Raw genomic sequence first — 20,064 nt, 5'->3', positions numbered from 1 at the left:
CACCGATTCGACTCGTTCGCGCTCCCTCTGGAAAAAATCGCTGTAAACGTTTCAGCCGTGGAAACCGTGCTGGTCGCAGAAATGAATTTAAATTTCGCCTGGGCGAACGTTTAAGCCTGATTTTCCCTATTCGGATCCGATTTACGGCGCTTAGGCACAACGTTTGCTATCACTTCAAAGGTATTCACTTATTCATCGGAGGTATTCATCACGCGGATCTAACCGGGGCGCACGTCTTCCAGACGCAGAGGCCAGACCAGAGACCTATGTCCAACGGGGTGCTCAGAGAAACAGGGCTCATTAAAACGAAGCAAGGCCGGACCATTGGAATGACGAAGTGATAAGAAATGCCGTGTAGAACGCGGCTGGGAGTTGGCTATGCCCCGAGCTTTTTTTAATGAAATGTATGACGCCATGGGTGACTGCCGCCCGCATTACCAAGCCTTCGCCCGCTGGCTGGCGGATGCGCCGACCGAGCTGCTGGAGCAGCGTCGTCGCGAAGCCGACCTGCTGTTCCATCGAGCCGGCATCACCTTCACCCTCTACGGGGACGAACAGGGCACCGAGCGCCTGATTCCGTTCGACATCATTCCGCGCAGCATCAAGGCCAGTGAATGGCAGGTGGTCGAGCGCGGCTGCATTCAACGGGTGCAGGCCCTGAACATGTTCCTGGCGGACATTTACCATGGGCAGCGGATCCTCAAGGAAGGGATCATTCCGGCCGAGCAGGTGCTCGCCAACGAGGGTTACCAGGTCGCGATGCAGGGCTTGAACCTGCACCGCGACATTTACGCCCACATTGCCGGGGTCGACCTGGTGCGCGATGGCGACGGCAGCTATTACGTGCTGGAAGACAACCTGCGCACCCCCAGCGGCGTGAGCTACATGCTCGAAGACCGCAAGATGATGATGCGTCTGTTCCCCGAGCTCTTCGCTGCCCAGCGCGTGGCGCCCATCGATCACTACCCGAACCTGCTGATCGACACCCTCAAGCGTTCAAGCCCGCTGGACAATCCGACCGCCGTGGTCCTGACCCCGGGGCGCTTCAACAGCGCCTATTTCGAACATGCGTTCCTGGCCCGTGAAATGGGGGTTGAACTGGTGGAGGGTGCCGACCTGTTCGTGCGTGACGAGCGTGTCTACATGCGCACCACCGCAGGTCCCAAACCGGTAGATGTGATCTATCGACGCCTGGACGATGCCTATCTCGACCCACTGGCCTTCAACCCCGACTCGATGTTGGGCGTTCCGGGGCTGATCGGTGCGTACCTGGCGGGCAATGTGGTGCTGGCGAATGCGGTCGGGACCGGCGTGGCCGATGACAAGTCGATCTACCCGTATGTCGACGAGATGATCCGTTTCTACCTCACCGAGGAGCCGATTCTGAAGAACGTGCCCACCTGGCAATGCCGCAAGCCCCAAGACCTGTCCCATGTACTGGCGAACCTGCCGGACCTGGTGGTCAAGGAAACCCAGGGCTCCGGTGGCTATGGCATGTTGGTGGGGCCGGCCGCGACCGCCGCGCAGATCGAAGATTTCCGCGCGCGCCTCAAGGCCCGTCCCGAAGCCTACATCGCCCAGCCGACTCTGAGCCTGTCGACGTGCCCGACCTTTGTCGAGAACGGCATCGCGCCGCGTCACATCGACCTGCGCCCGTTCGTGCTGTCGGGCAAGGAAATCCGCCTGGTGCCCGGCGGCTTGACCCGCGTGGCGCTGCGCGAGGGCTCGCTGGTGGTGAACTCGTCCCAGGGCGGCGGTACAAAAGACACTTGGGTGGTGGAGGACTGATACATGCTTTCAAGAACCGCTTCGGACCTCTACTGGATGTCCCGTTACCTTGAGCGCGCCGAGAACCTGGCGCGCATGCTCGAAGTCAGTTACTCGCTGTCGCTGATGCCCCAGGCCGGGCGCAGCGAGGGGCATACCGAACTGGCGATGTCGCTGCTGGCGGCCGGTACGCTGGACGACTACCACGCCCGCCATGGCGCGCTCAACAGCGAACACATGCTGCATTTCTTTGCGCTGGACGAGACCAACCCGGGGAGTATCTACAGTTGCCTGCGGGCGGCGCGAACCAATGCCCACGCTGTGCGCGGGCGCATCACCGCAGACATGTGGGAGAACATCAACGCCACCTGGCTGGAGATGCGCAACATCGCCGAAAGTGGCCTGGGACGCTATGGCATCAGCCATTTCTGTGAATGGGTCAAGGAGCGTTCGCACCTGTTTCGCGGCGCCACCTCGGGCACCATCATGCGCAACGATGCCTACCGTTTCATTCGCCTGGGCACCTTCATCGAACGGGCCGACAACACCCTGCGCCTGCTGGATTCGCGCTACGAAATGTTCGGCGAGGAGTCAGAGGAGGTCAGCGACAGTTCGGCCCGTGGCTATTACCAGTGGAGCGCTTTGCTGCGGGCGCTGTCTTCGTTCGAGGCATTCAACGAAATCTACCGCAACGCGCCCAATGCCGAGCAGGTCTCGGAGATGTTGCTGCTGCGCGCCGATGTCCCGCGCTCGCTGCACGCCTGCATCGAAGAACTGGACGACATCCTCGCCAGCCTGCCGGGCCACAACGGCCGGCCGGCCCAGCGCCTGGCCGCCGAGCTGAATGCCCGCCTGCGCTATTCCGGCATCGACGAAATCCTCGCCTCGGGCCTGCATCCGTGGCTGACCGAGCTCATCGACCAGATCCGGCACCTGGGCGAGACCGTTCATGAGTCGTACCTGGAGGTGGTGTAGGCACCCTTGGACGTTGGATTTCTTGTCCAATATCCGGGCGCTCAGCATCTTGATTCAACCATCCCTTCGTGGCGAGGGAGCTTGCTCCCGCTGGCCTGCGAAGCAGGCCCTTGCATTGTTTCTGGCAGACCGCGTCGTCTGGTTTGCGGCTGCTCCGCAGCCGAGCGGGAGCAAGCTCCCTCGCCACGGGGTTGGTGGAGTTTGGACACATGTTCCCCCCCGCGGCGAGGCGCGGCTTATAGTGGTCGGCCTTGTCACGTCTCCAGGGAGGAGCCGCATGTCCGAATCTTCAATCACCCTCGCACGCTTCACTGACGCCCATGTCGCGGGCGTCACCGCGCTCTATAACGACCCCGCAGTGACCCGCCAGGTGCTGCAGATGCCTTTCCAGTCCACTGAAGTCTGGCGCAAGCGCCTGGCGTTGGATGACGAGCGCTCGCTGAAACTGGTGGCCCTGCACGAGGGGGAGGTCGTCGCGAACCTGGGGATGGAGCAGTTCTCGCGGGTGCGTCGTGCCCATTGCGCCAGTCTCGGCATGGGCGTGGCCGTTCCTTGGCAGGGCAAGGGCGTGGGTTCACGGCTGCTGGCTGCTGCGCTGGATGTTGCCGACAACTGGATGAACCTGCGGCGGGTCGAGCTGACGGTATACGCCGACAACGAGGCGGCCATCGGGCTGTACCGCAAGTTTGGCTTCGAGATCGAAGGCCGGATGCGTGACTACGCCGTGCGCGACGGACGCTGGATGGACACCCTTGCCATGGCGCGGCTGCGCTGAAGCAGGGCCATCACGGCAAAATGCCTGTCCATTGGCTATACCTGTAGTTCCGGCCCGCTTCGCATGGCCTACAGGAGTAGCAGAATGAAAGTTTCTTCCTTGATTGGGGCTGTTTGCGTCGCCTCGCTCGCCTTGGCGGGCTGTTCCAGCAAAGTCACCCAGCCAAATGAATATTCCGGGTTCCTGGGCGATTACAGCCGCCTCAAGGAGGAAAAATCGCCGTCGGGCGCCGAGGTGATGCGTTGGGTCGACCCCAAGGTCGACCCGGGCAAGTTCACCAGCCTCTATATCGAACCGACACAGCTGTATCCCAAGCCGCAGCCGACGGTGAAAATCCCACCTGCGACGCTGTCCGGTATCACCGCCTACTATGACCAGGCCCTCAAGCGCGAAGCGGGCAAATCCTTGCCGCTGGCGACCGCTCCCGGCCCGGGCGTTCTGGTGATACGCGCAGCCATCACCGCCGTCAGCAGCAAGACCGAAGGCCTCAAACCCTATGAAGTGATTCCGATTGCACTGGTCGCGGCAGCCGTCAGCACCGCCAGCGGTATTCGCGACCAGGAAACCACCCTGGGCACCGAAGCGGTGTTTCTCGACGGCGGCAACAATGCGGTGGTCGCCCAAGTGGTGCGCAAGGGCACGGGCAAGCCGCTGTCCAATGAATCACAGGTGATGAAGCCCGATGATGTCAAACAGGTCATCGACGGTTGGGCGAGTGATATGCACCAGTCATTCCTGCGGCTCAAGGCGAAATAGCCGCAGGGTGTCGATGGGGTGTCTTTTTATGTCCAGCCATAGGTCGGAGCACCATTTCATGGTTAACTCCGGCCTTCGACTTTTTCAAACCTGTCAGAAGGAATCCGTTCATGGCTCAAGTCACTCTCAAAGGCAACCCAGTCCAGGTCAACGGCCAACTGCCACAAGCCGGTTCCAAGGCGCCTGCCTTTTCCCTGGTCGCCGGCAATCTGTCCGACGTTTCCCTGAAGGATTTCGCCGGCAAGCGCAAAGTACTGAACATCTTCCCGAGCGTCGACACGCCGACCTGCGCCACTTCCGTGCGCAAGTTCAACGCCCAGGCCAACGAGCTGAACAACACCGTGGTGCTGTGCATCTCCGCCGACCTGCCGTTTGCCCAGGCGCGCTTCTGCGGTGCCGAAGGCCTGGAAAACGTCCAGAACCTGTCGACGCTGCGTGGTGCCGAATTCATCCAGGATTACGGCGTGGCCATTGCTGATGGTCCGCTGAAAGGCCTGACCGCACGTGCCGTGGTGGTGCTCGACGAAAACGACACCGTGCTGCACAGCGAGCTGGTCAAAGAAATCGCCGAAGAGCCGAACTACGACGCAGCGCTGGCAGCCTTGAAATAAGCGGTCTGAAATTAAGTTTTAGCAAAAATGTTAACGGCCTGGCCTTGTCCAGGCCGTTTTCTTTTGTGCATCAAGGCTTTAGCCAATATCACGCTCAGTAAGCCCAACGTAAATTGCCGGTAAAGGCGCTTTGCTAAATACCCGCCAGTGCTTATCGTTCAGCCTTCGATAAAAGAAGCCCACGCGTCCAATGGTTGATCCCTCCATGCAATCCTCCGTTTCCCGCAATTCCCGTCGCTGGCTGTTCAGCCTGTTCATCGTGTTGGTCGTCGCGGCACTGGCCTGGAAGTTCTGGCCCGCCGGCACGGACACAAAGTCCGGGGCAGGGCAGAAGGCGGCCGCCGGGCACATGGGGCGCTCGGGCAACGTGCGACCAGGGTTTGGCGGGGCAACCGGGCCGATCCCGGTTCGGGTGGCTCCGGCGGTGACGGGGGACTTCCCGCTGTATTTCAAGGCGCTGGGCACGGTCACGGCCCTCAATACCATCAACGTGCGCAGCCGGGTGGGGGGTGAACTGGTGAAAGTCGCCTTCGAAGAAGGGCAGATGGTCAAGGCGGGTGACCTGCTGGTCGAGATCGACCCGCGTCCCTACCAGAACGCCTTGCTCCAGGCCGAAGGCACGCTGTTGCAGAACCAGGCCCAACTGAAGAATGCCCAGGTGGACCTGGAGCGCTATCGCGGCCTGTACGCCGAGGACAGCATCGCCAAACAGACCCTCGATACCGCTGCGGCGCTGGTGGGCCAGTACCAGGGCACGGTCAAGACCAACCAGGCCGCGGTCAACGACGCCAAGCTCAACCTCGAATTCACCAAGATTCGTGCTCCCATTTCCGGGCGGGTCGGCCTGCGGCAACTGGACATCGGCAACCTGGTGGCCGCCAACGACACCACGGCCCTGGCGGTCATTACCCAGACCCAACCCATCAGCGTCGTGTTCACCCTGCCGGAAAACCACCTCGACACGGTGCTCGCCCGCTATCGCAGCGGGGCCAAGCTGCCGGTCGAAGCCTGGGACCGTGGTGACGTGAAACTCCAGGCCAGCGGTGTACTGCAAAGCCTGGACAACCAGATCGACGTCACCACCGGCACCCTGAAGTTCAAGGCTCGCTACGAGAACCGCGAGCAAGCGCTGTTCCCCAACCAGTTCGTCAATGTGCGCCTGCTGGCCGACACCCTCAAAGGCGTTGTCCTGGCACCGACCGCTGCCATTCAGTTCGGCACCAATGGCACCTTCGTCTACGCCCTGGACGGTGACAAGAAAGTCACCATCAGGAAGCTCAAGGTCGGCGCCAGCGATGGCACCCATACCGTGGTCACCGAAGGCCTGGCCGCCGGTGACCGGGTGGTACTCGAAGGCACCGACCGCTTGAAGGAAGGCAGTGAAGTGGAAGTGGTCAACGACAGCCAGGACGTGCCCACCACGCCGACCGAGCACTTGCAGGGCAAGACGGCTGCGGCGCCGGACGATGCGGCGGTGGCCGACAAGGCGAAAAAGGGCGGCGCATGAACCTCTCGCGGCTGTTTATCCTTCGCCCGGTCGCCACCACGCTGAGCATGCTGGCTATCGTACTGGCCGGCCTGATCGCCTATCGCCTGCTGCCGGTGTCGGCACTGCCCCAGGTCGATTACCCGACCATCCGGGTGATGACCCTCTACCCGGGTGCCAGCCCCGATGTGATGACCAGCGCGGTGACCGCGCCCCTGGAGCGACAGTTCGGCCAGATGCCGGGACTGACGCAGATGGCGTCCACCAGCTCCGGTGGCGCATCGGTGATCACCTTGCGTTTCAATCTGGAAACCAACATGGACGTTGCCGAGCAACAGGTGCAGGCAGCGATCAACGCGGCCACCAACCTGTTGCCCAAGGACCTGCCGGCGCCGCCGGTGTACAACAAGGTCAACCCGGCCGACACCCCGGTACTGACCCTGGCGGTCACCTCCAAGACGATGCTGCTGCCCAAGCTCAATGACTTGGTGGACACCCGCATGGCGCAGAAAATTGCCCAGATCAGCGGAGTCGGCATGGTCACCATCGCCGGCGGCCAGCGCCAGGCCGTGCGCATCAAGGTCAACCCCGAAGCCCTGGCGGCCAACGGCCTCAACCTGGCGGACGTGCGCACGCTGATCGGCGCTTCCAACGTCAACCAGCCCAAGGGCAATTTCGACGGCCCGACCCGGGTCTCGATGCTCGACGCCAACGACCAGTTGACCTCGCCCAAGGACTACGCCGAGTTGATCCTGGCGTACGCCAACGGCGCGCCGCTGCGGCTCAAGGACGTGGCACAGATCGTCGACGGCGCTGAAAACGAGCGCCTTGCGGCCTGGGCCGACGAAAACCAGGCCGTGCTGCTGAACATCCAGCGCCAGCCGGGGGCCAACGTGATCGAGGTGGTGGACCGGATCAAGGCCATGTTGCCGAGCATCACCGACAACCTGCCTGCCGGGCTGGACGTCACTGTACTGACCGACCGCACCCAGACCATCCGCGCCTCGGTCACCGACGTACAGCATGAGCTGCTGATCGCCGTCGCCCTGGTGGTCATGGTGACGTTCCTGTTCCTGCGTCGCGTCAGTGCCACGATCATTCCATCGGTGGCCGTGCCGCTGTCGCTGATCGGCACGTTCGGCGTGATGTACCTGGCCGGTTTTTCCATCAACAACCTCACCTTGATGGCCCTGACGATTGCCACCGGTTTCGTGGTGGACGATGCCATCGTCATGCTGGAGAACATCGCCCGTTTCATCGAAGAGGGCGACAGCCCATTGCAGGCGGCGCTCAAGGGCGCCCGGCAGATCGGCTTTACGCTGGTGTCCCTGACGCTGTCGCTGATCGCGGTATTGATCCCGCTGCTGTTCATGGCAGACGTGGTGGGGCGGCTGTTCCGCGAGTTCGCCATCACCCTGGCGGTAGCGATCCTGATTTCCCTGGTGGTGTCCCTGACCCTGACGCCGATGATGTGTGCCCGCCTGCTCAAGCGCGAACCGAAGGAAGAGGAGCAGGGCCGTTTCTACCGCGCCAGCGGCGCCTGGATCGACAGGTTGATCGCCGCCTATGGACGCAAGTTGCAATGGGTGCTCAAGCACCAGCCGCTGACCCTGCTGGTGGCGGTGGGCAGCCTGGTGCTGACCGTGGTGCTGTACCTGGCCGTGCCCAAGGGTTTCTTTCCGGTGCAGGACACCGGGGTGATCCAGGGCATTTCCGAAGCGCCGCAGTCGATTTCCTTCGCCGCCATGAGCGAGCGCCAACAGCAGTTGGCCAAGGTGATCCTCGCCGATCCGGCGGTGCAGAGCCTGTCGTCCTACATCGGCGTGGATGGCGACAATGCCACGCTCAACAGCGGACGTTTGCTGATCAACCTCAAGCCTCATCGCGAGCGAGACGGCAGCGCCAGCGAGATCATCGCCCGCTTGCAGCCGCAGGTCGACCGGCTGGTGGGCATTCGCCTGTACATGCAACCGGTGCAGGACCTGACCATCGAGGATCGGGTCAGCCGTACCCAGTATCAGTTCAGCCTGTCTTCGCCCGATGCCGAGCTGCTCACGCTCTGGAGTGGCCGCCTCACCGAAGCCCTGTCCCGTCAGCCGGAGTTGACCGACGTCACCAGCGATTTGCAGGACAAGGGCTTGCAGGTCTATCTGGTGATCGACCGCGATGCCGCTTCGCGCCTGGGCGTCTCGGTGTCGAACATCACCGATGCGTTGTATGACGCGTTCGGCCAGCGGCAGATTTCCACCATCTACACCCAGTCCAGCCAATATCGCGTGGTGTTGCAGGCCCAGGCCGGGGAGCGGATCGGGCCCCAGGCGCTGGACCAGATTCACGTCAAGACTACCGACGGTGGGCAGGTGCGGCTGTCTAGTCTGGCCCGGGTCGAGGAGCGTCAGGCGCAGTTGGCGATTGCCCACATCGGCCAGTTCCCCGCAGTGATGATGTCGTTCAACCTGGCACCGGGCGTGGCCCTGGGGCATGCGGTGACCGTAATCGAGAAGGTCCAGCAGGACATCGGCATGCCGGTGGGCGTGCAGACCGAGTTCCAGGGTGCGGCCCAGGCGTTCCAGGCGTCATTGTCGAGTACCTTGCTGCTGATCCTGGCGGCGGTGGTGACGATGTACATCGTCCTGGGGGTTCTCTATGAGAGCTACATCCACCCGATCACCATTCTTTCCACCTTGCCTTCGGCGGCCATCGGCGCGTTGCTGGCGTTGATCCTCAGCGGCAACGACCTGGGCATGATCGCGATCATCGGGATCATCCTGTTGATCGGTATCGTCAAGAAAAACGCGATCATGATGATCGACTTCGCCCTCGACGCCGAACGCAACCAGGGCGTCGATCCGCAGACGGCCATCTACCAGGCGGCGCTGCTGCGCTTTCGGCCGATCCTGATGACCACCCTGGCGGCGTTGTTCGGTGCGATACCGCTGATGTTCGCCACCGGCTCCGGCGCCGAACTGCGCCAGCCGCTGGGCTTGGTGATGGTGGGTGGGTTGTTGGTGAGCCAGGTATTGACCCTGTTCACCACGCCGGTGATCTACCTGTATTTCGATCGGCTGGGGCGGCGGTTTGCCAGGCCTGAGGCGAAAGAGGTGCAGGTATGAGCAGGCTGCAGGAAGAGGGCTGCTTTTCGTGGCGAGCGAGCTTGCTCCCGCTGGGCTGTGGGAGCAAAGCTTGCTCGCGAAACAGGCACCTCGATTCTGTGGGACCGCATCGCCTTCATCGCGGGCAAGCCTTGCTCCCACATAGCGGGCCTCGCCACAAAAGCACTGCCCGCTCATCGCATGACGGCTGGGGCTGTCGCCGATGAACCTCTCTGGCCCCTTCATCAAGCGCCCCGTGGCGACCATGCTCCTGAGCTTCGCCATCATGCTGCTCGGCGGCATGTGTTTCGGCCTGCTGCCGGTCTCGCCGTTGCCGCAGATGGATTTTCCGGTGATCGTGGTCCAGGCCAACCTGCCGGGGGCCAGCCCGGAGGTGATGGCATCGACCGTGGCGACTCCGCTGGAGCGGTCCTTCGGCGCCATCGCCGGGGTCAACACCATGAGCAGCCGTTCCAGTCAGGGCTCGACCCGGGTCATCCTGCAATTTGACCTGGACCGCGACATCAACGGTGCCGCCCGGGAAGTGCAGGCGGCTATCAACGCCTCGCGCAATCTGTTGCCCAGTGGCATGCGCAGCATGCCCACCTACAAGAAGGTCAACCCGTCCCAGGCGCCGATCATGGTGCTGTCGCTGACCTCGGATGTGCTGAAAAAAGGCCAGCTCTACGACCTGGCGTCGACCATCCTGTCCCAGAGCCTGTCCCAGGTCCCGGGCGTGGGTGAGGTGCAGATCGGCGGCAGCTCCCTGCCGGCGGTGCGCATCGAATTGGAGCCGCAATTGCTCAACCAGTACGGTGTGGCCCTGGACGACGTGCGCACCGCGATTGCCGACAGCAATGTGCGCCGGCCCAAAGGCTCGGTCGAGGACGATCGACGCATGTGGCAGGTCCAGGCCAACGACCAGCTGGAAAAAGCCAAGGACTACGAAACGCTGATCATCCGCTACCAGGACGGCTCGGTGTTGCGGCTCAAGGACGTGGCGAAAGTCTCCGACAGCGTCGAGGACCGCTACAACAGTGGGTTCTTCAACAACGACGCCGCCGTACTGCTGGTGATCAACCGTCAGGCGGGGGCCAACATCATCGAGACGGTCAACGAGATCAAGGCGCAACTGCCGGCGTTGCAGGCCGTGCTGCCGGCCAGCGTCAAGTTGAACCTGGCGATGGACCGCTCGCCAGTGATCAAGGCCACCCTGCACGAAGCGGAAATGACCCTGCTGATCGCCGTGGCCCTGGTGGTGCTGGTGGTGTTCCTGTTCCTGGGCAACCTGCGCGCCTCGCTGATCCCGACCCTGGCGGTGCCGGTGTCGCTGGTGGGCACGTTTGCGGTGATGTACCTCTACGGCTTTTCGCTGAACAACCTGTCGTTGATGGCGTTGATCCTGGCGACCGGGTTGGTGGTGGACGATGCCATCGTGGTGCTGGAGAACATTTCCCGGCACATCGACGAAGGCGTGCCGCCGATGAAGGCCGCCTACCTGGGGGCCAAGGAAGTGGGCTTCACGCTGCTGTCGATGAACGCCTCGCTGGTGGCGGTGTTTCTGTCGATCCTGTTCATGGGCGGGATCATCGAAAGCCTGTTCCGTGAGTTTTCCATCACCCTGGCGGCGGCGATCGTGGTCTCGCTGGTGGTGTCCCTGACCCTGACGCCGATGCTCTGCGCCCGTTGGCTCAAGCCCCATGTCCCGGGGCAGGAAAACCGCTTGCAGCGCTGGAGCCGGCTGCTCAACGACTGGATGGTCCGTGGCTACGCCACCAGCCTGGACTGGGTACTGCGCCATCGGCGCCTGACCTTGCTGAGCCTGCTGGTAACCATTGGCGTGAACGTCGCCTTGTATGTGGTGGTGCCGAAAACCTTCATGCCACAACAGGACACCGGCCAACTGATCGGTTTCGTGCGTGGGGACGACGGACTGTCGTTCAACGTGATGCAGCCGAAGATGGAAATCTTCCGTCGCGCGGTGCTCAAGGACGATGCCGTGCAGAGCGTGGCCGGCTTCATCGGCGGTAACAACGGCACCAACAATGCCTTCATGTTGGTGCGTCTCAAGCCGATCAAGGAACGTAATATTTCCGCGCAAAAGGTCATCGAGCGCCTGCGCAAGGAAATGCCCAAGGTGCCCGGCGCCCAACTGATGCTGATGGCCGACCAGGACCTGCAGTTCGGAGGCGGGCGCGAGCAGACCACCTCGCAATACTCCTACATCCTGCAGAGCGCTGACCTGGCGTCCCTGCGCCAGTGGTACCCCAAGTTGGTGGCCGCGTTCAGGGCCTTGCCGGAGCTGACCGCCATCGACGCCCGCGATGGTGGCGGGGCCCAGCAAGTGACGCTGGTGGTCGATCGCGACCAGGCCAAGCGCCTGGGCATCGACATGGACATGGTCACCACGGTGCTCAACAACGCTTACAGCCAACGGCAGATTTCCACCATCTATGACAGTCTCAACCAATACCAGGTGGTGATGGAGGTCAATCCCAAGTACGCCCAGGATCCGCACACCCTTGAGCAGGTCCAGGTGATCACCGCCGACGGTGCGCGGGTGCCGCTGTCGGCCATCGCTCACTACGAAAACAGCCTGGAGGATGACCGGGTCAGCCACGAAGGCCAGTTTGCCTCCGAGAGTATCTCGTTCGACATGGCCGAAGGCGTCACGGTGGAGCAGGGCACGGCCGCCATCGAGCGAACCATTGCCAAGCTCGGCATGCCCGAGGACATCATCGTGAAGATGGCCGGCACCGCCGATGCCTTCGCCGCCACCCAGAAAAGCCAACCGTTCATGATCCTTGGCGCGTTGCTGGCGGTGTACCTGGTACTGGGCGTGCTGTACGAAAGCTACATCCACCCGCTGACCATCCTGTCCACGTTGCCCTCGGCCGGGGTCGGCGCCTTGTTGTCGATCTATGTGCTGGGCGGTGAATTCAGCCTGATTTCCCTGCTGGGGCTGTTCCTGTTGATCGGCGTGGTGAAGAAAAATGCGATCCTGATGATCGACCTGGCGCTGCAACTGGAGCGCGCCGGCCAGGCGCCGCTGGAATCGATCCGCAGTGCCTGCCTGCTGCGGCTGCGGCCGATCCTGATGACTACGCTGGCGGCAATCCTGGGCGCCTTGCCGTTGTTGCTCGGCGGCGCCGAGGGGGCGGAAATGCGCCAGCCGCTGGGCCTGACCATTATCGGCGGGCTGGTGTTCAGCCAGGTCCTGACGCTCTACACCACGCCAGTGGTTTACCTTTACCTTGACCGCCTGCGCCATCGCTTCAACCGCTGGCGCGGCGTGCGCACCGATGCTGCCCTGGAAACTGCGCTATGACCGACCGTTCGCTCTTCAATCTTGTCGCGCCGCTGGCGGCTACCCGTGGCTCCCGGGCACTGAGCCTGGCGCTGTGCGTGGCCATGCTCAGCGCCTGCGCCATCGGCCCGGATTACCAGCGTCCGAGCGCGGCGACGGCGGCGCAATACAAAGAGGCCCAGGGCTGGCGCCAGGCCAACCCCAGCGACGCGCTGGCCCGTGGCGCCTGGTGGGAACTGTACGGCGACGCACAGCTCAATGGCCTGGTGGAAAAACTCAACACCTCCAACCAGACCGTGGCCCAGGCCGAAGCCCAATACCGCCAGGCCCAAGCGTTGGCCCGCAGCGCCCGAGGTGCCTTTTTTCCGACCGTGGACCTGACGGTTGGCAAGACCCGCTCCAGCCAGGGCACTGGCAGCAGCAGTTCGAGCCTGAGCAGTTCCTCCAGCGGCATTCGCGACACCTACAGTGCCCAGGCCGGGGTCAGCTGGGAGGCGGACGTCTGGGGCAAGCTGCGCCGCACCCTGGAAGCCAACGAGGCCAGCGCCCAGGCCAGTTATGCCGACCTGGCCGCCATGCGCCTGAGCCAGCAATCGGAGCTGGTGCAGAACTACTTGCAGTTGCGGGTGATCGATGAACAGAAGCGCCTGTTGCAGACCACCGTCGACAACTATCAACGCTCGCTGAAAATGACCGAAAACCAGTACCGGGCCGGTGTATCGGGCAAGGATGCGGTGGCCCAGGCCCAGAACCAGCTCAAGACCACCCAGGGCGACCTGGTCGACCTGATCTGGCAGAGGGCTCAGTTCGAGAACGCCATCGCCGTGCTGATGGGCCTGGCACCGGCGGAGTTCAGCCTGGCCGAAACCCGCGACATCCCGGCACTGCCCCAGATCCCGCTGGCGCTGCCGTCGCAACTGCTGGAGCGCCGCCCCGACATCGCCTCGGCAGAGCGCTCGGTGATGGCCGCCAACGCCAACATCGGCGTCGCCAAGGCGGCCTACTATCCGGACCTCACCTTGAGCCTGAGCGGCGGCTACAGCAGCAGTACCTACGACAACTGGGTGAGCGTGCCGAACCGCTTCTGGTCGGTGGGGCCGCAACTGGCGATGACGCTGTTCGACGGCGGCCAGCGCTCGGCGGAAGTCGACCGTACCGTCGCAGCCTACGATCAGACCGTCGCCACCTATCGCCAGACCGTGCTCGACGGCTTTCGCGAGGTGGAAAACTACATGATCCAGCTCAAGGTGCTGGAAGACGAAGCGCGGGTGCGCCAGGAAGCGCTGGATGCCGCGCGCGAGTCCTTGCGCCTGACCCAGAACCAATACAAGGCCGGGCTGATCGCCTACCTCGACGTGGTCACCGTCCAGGCCACGGCGCTGAGCAACGAACGCAGCGTGCTGAGTTTGCAGCAGAGCCGCCTGATCGCCAGCGTGCAGCTGATTGCAGCCTTGGGTGGGGGGTGGGATGGGCAGTTGCAGCCAGACGAGAAACCCTGATTGATTGGATAATGCCAGGAGATGCTTTTGTGGCGAGGGAGCTTGCTCCCGCTTGAGTGCGCAGCGCTCATAACAGGGGCCGCTACGCCCGAGGCGTCGGACCGGCCCAGCGGGAGCAAGCTCCCTCGCCCCACTATTAATCACTCGCCAACAGTCCCGCTTTTGGCCGATGCACTGCCTACGTCCTGTCGCAATGGCTTGCTATAGTTCAGGCCTCTTTTCAGCCGGTAAAGGATCACTGCCATGTCGCAATACCAAGCGTTCAACGTCGAACTTGCAGACAACATCGCCCATGTGCAGATCAACCGCCCGGACAAGATCAATGCCATGAATGCGGCGTTCTGGAGCGAGATCGTCGAAATCTTCCAATGGATCGACGACACCGACGAGGTGCGGGTGGTGGTGCTCAGTGGTGCCGGCAAGCATTTTTCCTCCGGGATAGACCTGATGATGCTCGCGGGTGTCGCCAACGAATTGGGCAAGGACGTGGGCCGCAACGCACGCCTGCTGCGACGCAAGATCCTGCAACTGCAAGCCTCGTTCAACGCGGTGGACAGCTGTCGCAAACCGGTTCTCGCCGCCATCCAGGGTTATTGCCTGGGTGGGGCCATTGACCTGATTGCGGCGTGCGACATGCGCTATGCCGCCGAGGACGCCCAGTTCTCCATCAAGGAAATCGACATCGGCATGGCCGCCGATGTTGGCACATTGCAACGCTTGCCCCGGATCGTCGGGGACGGCATGCTGCGTGAACTCGCTTATACGGGACGCACCTTCGGTGCCGAGGAAGCGCGCACGATCGGCCTGGTCAACCGTGTCTACCAGGATACCGCCAGCCTGCTCGACGGCGTGATGGGCATTGCCCGGGAGATCGCCGCCAAGTCGCCGATCGCCGTGACCGGCACCAAGGAAATGATCAGCTACATGCGCGACCACCGCATCGACGACGGCTTGGAGTACGTCGCCACCTGGAACGCCGCCATGCTGCAATCGAACGACCTGCGTGTGGCCATGGCCGCCCATATGAGCAAACAGAAACCTGAATTTCTGGATTGATCGATCATGATTTCACGCTGGACCACTACCACATTACTCGACACCGACCTTCCCGGCGGCTGGGCCGTGGCCCGCAGTCCCGAAGGTTTTCTGTTTGACGACAACGGCGCGCTGTTTCCCCGTGACTGGCTCAAGCGCCAGGACCTGTCGATCCTCGCCGAGCATGGCATCGGCCACCTCGATGGCGAACCGGTCTATCTGCTGGAGCTGCACAGCCCGCTGCAGATCCCTGGTTGCAACTGGAAGGGCCTGAGGGCCTTCATGCTCGAGGACGACCACACGCTGTACAAGGTGCTGGGTTATGCGGCACAGATCGGCACATGGGCCCGGGAACATCGGTTTTGCGGCAGTTGTGGCAAGCGCATGGGCCAGATCCCGCGGGAGCGGGCGATGTATTGCGATGTGTGTGACCTGCGGCATTACCCGCGGATCTCACCGAGCATGATCGTGCTGATTACCCGCGGCGACGAAGTGTTGCTGGCCCGTTCACCGCGTTTTGTCCCCGGCGTCTACAGCACACTGGCCGGGTTCGCCGAACCAGGCGAATCGGCCGAGGATTGCCTGATTCGCGAGGTCCGCGAAGAGGTCAGCATCGAAGTGAAGAACATCCAGTACGTGGGCAGCCAGTGCTGGCCGTTTCCCCATTCGATGATGCTGGGCTTCCATGCCGAGTACGCCAGTGGCGAGATCGTGCCCCAGGAAGACGAAATCGAGGACGCCCAGTGGTTCAACGTCCATGACTTGCCACCGCTGCCAGCGTCGCGCTCCATCGCCCGCTACCTGATCGACCTCTACTTGGCCCGGCGCCTAGGCCATGCTGAACCAGTGCTGCCAGGCTAGCCGAACGGTCAGCCCCAGCACCACGGTGATGAACACTGGCCGGATGAACTTCGCACCGCCACTGATGGCGGTGCGTGCGCCGAAGAATGCGCCGACCATCACCGACAGGCCCATGCTCAGGCCAATGATCCAATCCACTTGCCCGGAAAAAATGAACACCGCCAGCGCCGCTATGTTGCTGACGAAGTTCATGCTGCGGGCCACGCCACTGGCCTTGACCAGGTCGATGGGGTAGAGCAGCAGGCTGCTCACCGTCCAGAACGCCCCCGTGCCAGGACCGGCCACACCGTCATAGAAACCCAGGCTGAAGCCCTGGGGCGACTGCCAGGTTTTCTTGATGGGCGCGTTGCTGTCCAGCGGCGCCTTGGGCGTGCCACCGAACAACAGGTACAGGCCACAGGCGAAGACAATCACCGGCAGCATCTTGTTCAGCCATTCGGCGGGCAGGTAATGGGCGACGATAGCGCCGGTCAAGGCACCGACCAGCGTGCCGACGAGGGCGTGGGTCCACTGCCGCGGGTGGAACAGCTTGCGCTTGTAGAAGGTGAAACTGGCGGTGGCCGAGCCGAACGTTGAGCTGAGCTTGTTGGTGCCCAGCACCAGGTGGGGCGGCAGGCCGGCCGTCAGCAGTGCCGGGGTGGTCAACAGGCCACCGCCACCGGCGATGGCATCGATGAAACCGGCAATGAACGCGACAATGGCCAGGATAGCGAGTGTAGTGAGGTCAACGCTGAGTTCGAAAGGCATGCAATGGGCTTATTTGGCAGGTCGCAGCAGGTCTGCGGGGAAAGGCCGGTATGTTACCCACAATGGCGGCGGGCTGCGACTGCCGGTGAATACGCCGCCCGCCAGCGTCACGCAATCGGATGCTCGGGTCTGCGGATGATCGTCAAACCACATCATCCACGATGATGTGCGGCTCACCTTTCGAGCAGCGCTCGATCCGGGCCTCGACCCGATACACCCGACGCAGCATTTGTTCGCTGATCACTTCCTCGCTCGGCCCGCTGCCTTGCAGGGAGCCGTTGGCGATCACCAGTACCTGATCGGCAAAACGCAACGCCTGGCTCAGGTCATGGAGGGCGATGAACACGATGATCCCGTGTTGACGGGCGAGGGTGCGCATGAATTTCAGCACCTGGACCTGACGGTGCATGTCCAGGGCGCTGGTGGGTTCATCCATCAGCAGTACTTCGGGTTCGCGCACCAGCGTCTGGGCGATGGACACCAGTTGCTGCTGGCCGCCGCTCAGTTCTGTGAGGTTGCGAAATGACAGGTCGGCGATGCCCAGGGATTCGAGGATACGGTCCACCACCTCCAGTTCACCCGTCTGCACCGACCACCCCGGCGTGCGTTGTTTACGGGCCAGCAGTACCGACTCGTAGACTGTCAGGCGCGCGCTGGTGTTAAGGCTCTGCGGCATGTAGCAGACACCGTCCGGGCCTTTGCGCGTACCCCGCAGCCGGACCAGGCCGGGGCCAGCGATGAGCCCGGCGATACGTTTGAACAACGTGGACTTGCCGGCCGCGTTGGGCCCGATCACGGCCACCACCTCGCCGCCGGAGAATACCGGGGTACTGATCCCATCGAGGATCGACCGGGTGCCGTAGCAGGCACCCAGGTTTTCCAGCTGGATCGTCACCATGAATGCTTCTTCCCGCCCAGAATCAATGAAATGAAAAAGGGCACGCCGATCAGCGACGTGACCACGCCAATGGGGAAGATCGCCCCGGGTATCAGGGTTTTGCTCACCACCGAGCTGGCCGACAGGATCAGCGCACCGGTCAGCAGCGAGGCCGGCAGGAAGAAGCGCTGGTCTTCACCGATCAGCATCCGCGCAATGTGCGGTCCCACCAGGCCGATGAAACCAATGGTGCCGACAAACGCCACCGGAAAAGCCGCCAGCAGGCTGACCAAGACCAGTGTTTGCAGGCGCAACCTGCGCACGTTGATGCCGAAGCTCGCGGCCTTTTCATCCCCCAGTCGCAAGGCGGTCATGGCCCAGGCTCGACGGGCGAACAGCGGCAGGGTGACCAGAATCACCAGGCAGATCACGCCCAGTTTCGGCCAAGTGGCCTTGGTCAGGCTGCCCATGGTCCAGAACACCACTGCGGCTACGGCTTGCTCGGTGGCAAAAAATTGCACCAGCGCGAGCAAAGCGTTGAAGGTGAAGACCAGGGCGATGCCCAGCAGCACAATGGTTTCGCTGGTCATGCCGCGACGCAGGCTCAGCACATGAATCAACAATGCCGACAGCATCGCCATGACGAAGGCATTGAGCGGCACCATGTATTGAGCGATCAGTGGCACCAGGGCGACGCCAAACGCCAGTCCCAGGGCTGCGCCGAAACTGGCTGCCGCCGAGATGCCCAAGGTGAAGGGACTGGCGAGCGGGTTGTTGAGGATGGTCTGCATCTGCGCGCCTGCCAGGGACAAGGCGGCGCCCACGGCCACCGCCATCAGCGCCACCGGCAGGCGAATCTCCCACATCACCACGCGCACTTGGGAGGCAGCGGTATCGGGGAAAAACAGCGCGCCCAACACTTCAGTCAGACCATAACTGGCTGGACCGAGGGCCAGGTCCAACAGCACGCTGACCAGCAGTAACGCCCCCAACCCGGCCAGGATCATCCGTTTTCGCCAGACTTGCTCGCGATAGATCGTGCCCAGGGCTGCGCCATCGAGACGACTGTTCATGGCTGTACCTGTCCGGGGTCGAGGCTGACGAAGTAGCCCGGTCCGTAGGGCACCGGCAGGAAGCGCTCGTGGAACTCTCGGAACGTGGCGTCAGGGTCGAGGTCGGCGAACAGGTCCGGGTGAAACCACTTGGCCAGTTGCTGGATGGCAATGAACTGGTACGGGCTGTTATAGAACTGATGCCAGACGGCGTGGAAACCATGGGTTTGTTGGGCCTTGATGCCGGCATAGGCGGGGCGCTGGGTGAACCATTGCAGTTTGCGCCGTGCCTCGATCAAGTCCGCACCGGGACCGACCCCCACCCAATGTCCGCCGGGGGCAAAGGCTTCCCAGTTGGCGCTGGTGATCACCACCTGCTCGGGGTCTGCGACGATTACCTGCTCGGCGTTCAACTGGCCGAACGTATTGGGGATGATGGCGCTGGCGATATTGCGACCGCCGGCCAGCTCGACAAAGCGGCCGAAGTTCTCATTGCCGAAGCTCAGGCAGCAGTCATCGGTATAGCCGCCGATACGTTCGATGAACACATTGGGCCGGGGTGGCTGCTTGGCCGCGATGACATCGGTGACGCGACGGATCTGCTGGTTGCGAAAGGCGATGAACGCCTCGGCGCGGGCCTCTTCGCCGAACAACTGGCCGAAGAGGCGCATGGTCGACTCGGTGTTCTGCATTGGATTGTTGCGAAAGTCCACGTACACCACTGGGATGCCGAGGGCGTCGAGCTTCTCGATGTAGCGGGCGTCTTCGGTGGCGTGTTGCGCTTCGATATTGAGGATGATGACGTCCGGCTGCTGGCTGATCGCCTGCTCAATGTCGAAGGTGCCATCCTCGAAACCGCCAAATGTCGGGACTTTGGCAAGCTCCGGATAGCGCCGCAGGTAGGCACCGTAGGTGTCCGGGTCGGACTGGATCAGGTCCTTGCGCCAGCCGACGATGCGGCGGATCGGGTTACTCGTGTCCAGGGCGGCGACCAGGTACAACTGGCGACCTTCGCCCAGGATCACGCGGCGCACCGGGATGCGCACTTGTACCTGGCGGCCTAGCAGGTCGGTGACTGTCGTGCCGGGTGGGAGGGCCGGTGAGGTGTCCGAAAAAGCAAAACCGCTCAGCAGCAGAAGGATAGCCCCCAGCAGTGACGCGGTGAGTGAAGGGCATGTCCGAAAGGTTAATCGCATCGTTGAAACCTGGATAAAGACCCGACCG

Annotated in this window: 15 protein-coding genes; 11 read left to right on the top strand and 4 right to left on the bottom strand. The window is 62.7% G+C overall.

Annotated features, from left to right (window positions below; genetic code table 11):
* Positions 1–378 precede the first annotated feature (378 nt).
* The 11 genes from ACODSJ_RS15355 (at position 379) to nudC (ending at position 16,164) form a co-directional block, all read left to right on the top strand.
* The gene (locus ACODSJ_RS15355; protein ID WP_489102534.1) at positions 379–1,788 is read left to right on the top strand and encodes a circularly permuted type 2 ATP-grasp protein; all 1,410 of its coding nucleotides are present in this window, start codon (positions 379–381) and stop codon (positions 1,786–1,788) included.
* A 3-nt stretch (positions 1,789–1,791) separates the two neighbouring features.
* Entirely contained in the window at positions 1,792–2,742 is a 951-nt protein-coding gene (locus ACODSJ_RS15350; protein ID WP_489102533.1) for an alpha-E domain-containing protein, read from the top strand.
* Between the two features lie 277 nt (positions 2,743–3,019).
* Positions 3,020–3,517 carry a GNAT family N-acetyltransferase gene (locus ACODSJ_RS15345; RefSeq protein WP_489102532.1) on the top strand — a complete coding sequence of 166 codons (498 nt, stop codon included), beginning with the start codon at positions 3,020–3,022 and terminating at the stop codon, positions 3,515–3,517.
* Between the two features lie 84 nt (positions 3,518–3,601).
* Entirely contained in the window at positions 3,602–4,273 is a 672-nt protein-coding gene (locus tag ACODSJ_RS15340; protein ID WP_489102531.1) for a DUF3313 domain-containing protein, read from the top strand.
* Positions 4,274–4,383: 110 nt separating this feature from the next.
* Positions 4,384–4,884 carry a thiol peroxidase gene (tpx, locus tag ACODSJ_RS15335; protein WP_489102530.1) on the top strand — a complete coding sequence of 167 codons (501 nt, stop codon included), beginning with the start codon at positions 4,384–4,386 and terminating at the stop codon, positions 4,882–4,884.
* Positions 4,885–5,074: 190 nt separating this feature from the next.
* Positions 5,075–6,391 (top strand): MdtA/MuxA family multidrug efflux RND transporter periplasmic adaptor subunit, encoded by a 1,317-nt coding sequence (locus ACODSJ_RS15330; protein WP_489102529.1) that lies wholly within the window; start codon positions 5,075–5,077, stop codon positions 6,389–6,391.
* The gene (locus ACODSJ_RS15325; RefSeq protein ID WP_489102528.1) at positions 6,388–9,483 is read left to right on the top strand and encodes an MdtB/MuxB family multidrug efflux RND transporter permease subunit; all 3,096 of its coding nucleotides are present in this window, start codon (positions 6,388–6,390) and stop codon (positions 9,481–9,483) included. Before ACODSJ_RS15330 ends, ACODSJ_RS15325 begins: the two co-directional genes overlap by 4 nt.
* A 202-nt stretch (positions 9,484–9,685) precedes the next feature.
* On the top strand, positions 9,686–12,790 hold the full coding sequence (locus tag ACODSJ_RS15320) for an efflux RND transporter permease subunit (RefSeq protein ID WP_489102527.1): 3,105 nt from the start codon (positions 9,686–9,688) through the stop codon (positions 12,788–12,790).
* Complete coding sequence (locus ACODSJ_RS15315) at positions 12,787–14,268, top strand: efflux transporter outer membrane subunit (RefSeq protein WP_489102526.1); 1,482 nt, start codon at positions 12,787–12,789, stop codon at positions 14,266–14,268. Before ACODSJ_RS15320 ends, ACODSJ_RS15315 begins: the two co-directional genes overlap by 4 nt.
* A 243-nt stretch (positions 14,269–14,511) precedes the next feature.
* On the top strand, positions 14,512–15,324 hold the full coding sequence (locus ACODSJ_RS15310; protein WP_489102525.1) for a crotonase/enoyl-CoA hydratase family protein: 813 nt from the start codon (positions 14,512–14,514) through the stop codon (positions 15,322–15,324).
* 6 nt (positions 15,325–15,330) lie between these two features.
* Positions 15,331–16,164: an NAD(+) diphosphatase gene (nudC, locus tag ACODSJ_RS15305; RefSeq protein WP_489102524.1), complete on the top strand. Its 834-nt coding sequence runs from the start codon at positions 15,331–15,333 to the stop codon at positions 16,162–16,164.
* On the opposite strand, the gene ACODSJ_RS15300 is transcribed toward nudC, so the two are convergent.
* From ACODSJ_RS15300 to ACODSJ_RS15285, 4 genes are all read right to left on the bottom strand, one after another.
* The gene (locus tag ACODSJ_RS15300) at positions 16,132–16,911 is read right to left on the bottom strand and encodes a TSUP family transporter (protein WP_489102523.1); all 780 of its coding nucleotides are present in this window, start codon (positions 16,909–16,911) and stop codon (positions 16,132–16,134) included. The genes nudC and ACODSJ_RS15300 overlap by 33 nt on opposite strands.
* A gap of 142 nt (positions 16,912–17,053) precedes the next feature.
* On the bottom strand, positions 17,054–17,809 hold the full coding sequence (locus ACODSJ_RS15295) for an ABC transporter ATP-binding protein (protein WP_489102522.1): 756 nt from the start codon (positions 17,807–17,809) through the stop codon (positions 17,054–17,056).
* Complete coding sequence (locus ACODSJ_RS15290) at positions 17,803–18,861, bottom strand: FecCD family ABC transporter permease (RefSeq protein ID WP_489102521.1); 1,059 nt, start codon at positions 18,859–18,861, stop codon at positions 17,803–17,805. Before ACODSJ_RS15290 ends, ACODSJ_RS15295 begins: the two co-directional genes overlap by 7 nt.
* Positions 18,858–20,036, bottom strand: a complete 1,179-nt coding sequence (locus tag ACODSJ_RS15285; protein WP_489102520.1) for an ABC transporter substrate-binding protein — start codon at positions 20,034–20,036, stop codon at positions 18,858–18,860. Before ACODSJ_RS15285 ends, ACODSJ_RS15290 begins: the two co-directional genes overlap by 4 nt.
* Between the last annotated feature and the right edge of the window lie 28 nt (positions 20,037–20,064).

The organism is Pseudomonas sp. FG6 (assembly GCF_057809015.1).
Note: the sequence above shows the minus strand (reverse complement) of the source record. Positions and strands in the feature narration are given on the sequence as shown.